Origin of the sequence: Nocardia sp. NPDC060220, assembly GCF_042727815.1 — a bacterium.
Taxonomy (GTDB): domain Bacteria; phylum Actinomycetota; class Actinomycetes; order Mycobacteriales; family Mycobacteriaceae; genus Nocardia.
Genome location: NZ_JBHWZY010000781.1, coordinates 1 through 3,289, shown reverse-complemented (window position 1 = coordinate 3,289; position 3,289 = coordinate 1). Strand labels below are relative to the sequence as shown.

The window sequence follows — 3,289 nt, the reverse complement described above, 5'->3', positions numbered from 1 at the left end:
ACATCTACACAACGACAATCCTGGGACCGCGCTGCGCTACCGATATGAGGACTACACCTGGCTCGACACCGAGGTCGGAAACCTGACCGGCGTCGTACGCCAGGTTCGGTACCGGCGCCCTCGACCCGCAACGTGTGGCTGCCGAGGCCGGGATCCGACAGCACGAAAACCAACTCGCCACGGCGCACGTCGAATTCGGTGTGCAGCGCGGTGACCGCGGCCGGATCCACCGCCAGGCCGAGGTATTTCGCCGCCACCGTGACGAGGTTGGTGTCGACGGTGAACGCCACGGTGTCACTGCGCGGCGGTGTCACCTGCGCGCCGACATAGGTGCCGCCGATCCCGACCCGCCCGGTCAGCGGTGAATTACCCGGTCGCGCACCGACTCCGGACTGCTGCGCGGTGATCGGCGTGCGCGTGGCGGCGGGGTCGGAGCGCTCGGTGGACAGCGTCGGCGCGCCGAAGGACATGGCCAGCTCCACACCGCCGACGCGGGGTGCGGAGTCCTCGATCGAGAAGGGGCGGTGGTGGCCGGGATTCGGCGTCGCGGCCGGTCCCGCGAATTCGGTGGGCGGCGGTGCCAGTTCCGGCATGTGATTGACGATGTAGGCGCCCGCGGCCACGGTGAGGCAGAGGCTGGCGGCGCCGGAGAAGATGATCGCGGACAGGCGCACGATCTGAGCAGGCCGATGTGCGGTCACGATGCGGTTCCCTCCTGTGGCTGTGGGTATACCCGAGTAGAGCGGGCCCGCATCGTTGAAAGCCACGTGCTGATACCTACGGTACCGAGTACCGCGCGCGGTGAGCGCCTCCCACGGCTGAGATCAGAGCCACATCCGAAACGGCGCCGTATCAGTCCTAGTCGGGGCGGGTTTTCGGCTGGGCAAGTGTTTCTCACACCCGGTATCGGGTATCTGAAGGGAGCAGGCGAGCGTCATTCACGACTGCCACGGTGGTCACCCCCGGCCAACGAAGTCCGGGGCAGTCGGCACGAATGGCGCTCTGGGAAGGCGCTCGCCTGTTCTCATGCTGACTTTCAGGCGAACTGGCCTGCGTGGCGGCCTGGTCCGGGCGGGCCGGCGAAGGCCTGGGCGATGCCGAGCCAGTGGTCGGCGTCCGGTCCCTCGGTGGTCAGGGCGGCGTCTTCGCGGTGGCGGCGCTGGGTCGCCACGAGGCAGAAGTCGATGGCGGGGCCGGTGACGCGCTGGGGCGCGTCTTCGGGGCCCCAGGTCCACAGAGTGCCGTCGGGGGCGGTCAGTTCCACGCGGAATTCATCGGTGGGGCCGGATTCGCCGTTGACCAGGTAGGCGTAGTTCCTGGCGCGGACGCTGATGTGGGCCACCGTGCGCAGGCGGGCGGTGGGGACGCGGGTGACGTCGAGCGCGTCGGCGACGTCCTGGCCGTGGGCCCAGGTTTCCATGATGCGGGCCGAGATCATCGACGCGGCGCTCATCGGCGGGCCGAACCACGGCAGCTTGGTGCCCGCGGGGACGGCGGCCAGCGCGGCGATCAACTGCTCGCGTCCGGTCTGCCAGCGAACCAGCAGGTCGGCGGGTGGGGTCCGGGCGATTTCCTCGGCGCCGTCGTCGACGATGGTCAGGCCGCGCGGGGCAGCTTCGGCGAGGAAGGCCGCGAAGCCCTCGGCGTCGGTGGCGGCGATCAGCGATACCTCGTCGGTCCAGGTCAGGTGGGCGATCTGGGTGGCGATGTCCCAGCGTGGCGCGGGTGTCGGCGTCTGCCACTGCTCGGTGGTCAGCGGTGCGACCAGGTTTTCCAGATCCGCGCATTCGGCGGCGTAATCGTCGAGCAGCGCTGCGAGGTCAGCCATGGAGTTCCCTTGCCGATCATGGCGCGACCCGGTGCCGGTGCGCCGTCGTCACCAAGAGTCGCAGCGACCGTCAAAAAATGCAAGCACGCGTGCTTGTTATTACCAGCCGAAGGTCAGCAGGTGGAGCGCGCCGACACCGATGCCCAGCGCCCCACCGTGCAGATACAGCAACCACGCGTCCTGTTCGACCGACGCGTAGAACATCTCCATGAACTCGCCGGGCGTCAATGTCCGCAGCTTGCGCGCCGCGAAGTCGTCGATCTTCTTCGCCTGTTCCAGCACGAACTGCTCGTCCTCGATCATCGTGCGCGCCGAAACCAGCCCGGCGCCCGCGCCCGAGACCGCCAGATTCTCGAACTGTTTCTTGCCGAGTGCGGCTCGCACCATGAACGCGGTCGCGCCGAGCTGCTTGTGGATCTCCTCCGACACCACCCGCTCGATGAGCTGACGCGTCTTGTCCCCGTTCGGCCCTTCCAAGAGCTCGACGGAGAGGTTCTCCACGGTCAGCACCTGGTACGCCAGGATGTGGGCGAGGTCGGTGGCGGCCTGGGGCTGACGCTTGGCCAGCAGCGCCTGACGCCACAGATACTTGTAGCGCGGCTGCGGATCGCCGGGTTCGAACACCATCTTGATCGCGATCACGTTCACCGTCACGCCGATCATGGCCGACGCGAACAGCACGATCACCCAGGCCGGGATCGCGCCGAAGTACGGGATCTTCGAGTGCACATGCAGGTAGAGCGCCAGAATCAAGCCGAAGGGCGCGCCGAGCAGACCGATCCGCGCCATGAACTTGAGTTCGGGCGCGGCGATGGTGGTGGTCAGGTCCTTCAGGATGGCCGGGTTCTTCTCCAGGTACCGGATCACGAAGTTCTTCACGTCGAGCAGCTGGTCGATATTGTCGCCGAGGCTCTCGAACGCGCGCCGGCACAGCGCGGGCAGCTGCCGGTCGACCCGCTGGTAGATGGCCTGTTTCACGGGTCTGGGCAGCGAGCGCCACAGATCGGGGTTCTCCCGGTACATGATCTCGTCGACGATCGGCTGCACCTGATCGCGCGCCCGTTCGGCGAGATAGTCGCCGATCCCGTCGAGATCGAGTTCATGGATGAAGTCGCGTGGGCTGCCGATCCGCAACAGCGCCGAATCGACGCAGATGCTCGCCATCTTCTCCGCGCGTGCCGGGATGAAGCCCTGGAAACCGAGCATGCGCCCGTCACCGGAAAACGTGGGCAGCACCTGCACGCGCCGGGGTAGGTACGGGTACAGCACGTGCAGCATCGGCACCCGGAAGCCCTTGAAGTACAGCGGCCAGAACAGCATCAGCACGCCGGTCCAGTTGGTGAGCCAACCGGCCAGCGCGCTGAAGATAGGGGACCGTGGTCGTCACCTGTGTGGCGTCCGGACCTGCCGCGATCCGTGCGGTCAACCGGTTGATCTGGGCCGGGGACAGGGAAGGCGGCA

The 3,289-nt window shown here is 67.3% G+C and carries 3 protein-coding genes; all 3 read right to left on the bottom strand.

Translation table 11 applies throughout. The annotated features are described in order from the left end of the window. Positions 1-701 (bottom strand): hypothetical protein (locus tag ACFWF3_RS29530; protein ID WP_379316881.1); only part of this gene is annotated, 701 nt, incomplete at its 3' end. A gap of 335 nt (positions 702-1,036) precedes the next feature. After that, on the bottom strand, positions 1,037-1,828 hold the full coding sequence (locus ACFWF3_RS29525) for a TIGR03084 family metal-binding protein (protein WP_379316879.1): 792 nt from the start codon (positions 1,826-1,828) through the stop codon (positions 1,037-1,039). 99 nt (positions 1,829-1,927) lie between these two features. Further along, positions 1,928-3,154: a DUF445 domain-containing protein gene (locus ACFWF3_RS29520; RefSeq protein ID WP_379316877.1), complete on the bottom strand. Its 1,227-nt coding sequence runs from the start codon at positions 3,152-3,154 to the stop codon at positions 1,928-1,930. Positions 3,155-3,289: the final 135 nt, after the last annotated feature.

Excerpts from the sequence above, each read along its gene's own strand:
- ACFWF3_RS29525 (WP_379316879.1), bottom strand. The coding sequence starts at position 1,828 with ATGGCTGACCTCGCAGCGCTGCTCGACGATTACGCCGCCGAATGCGCG.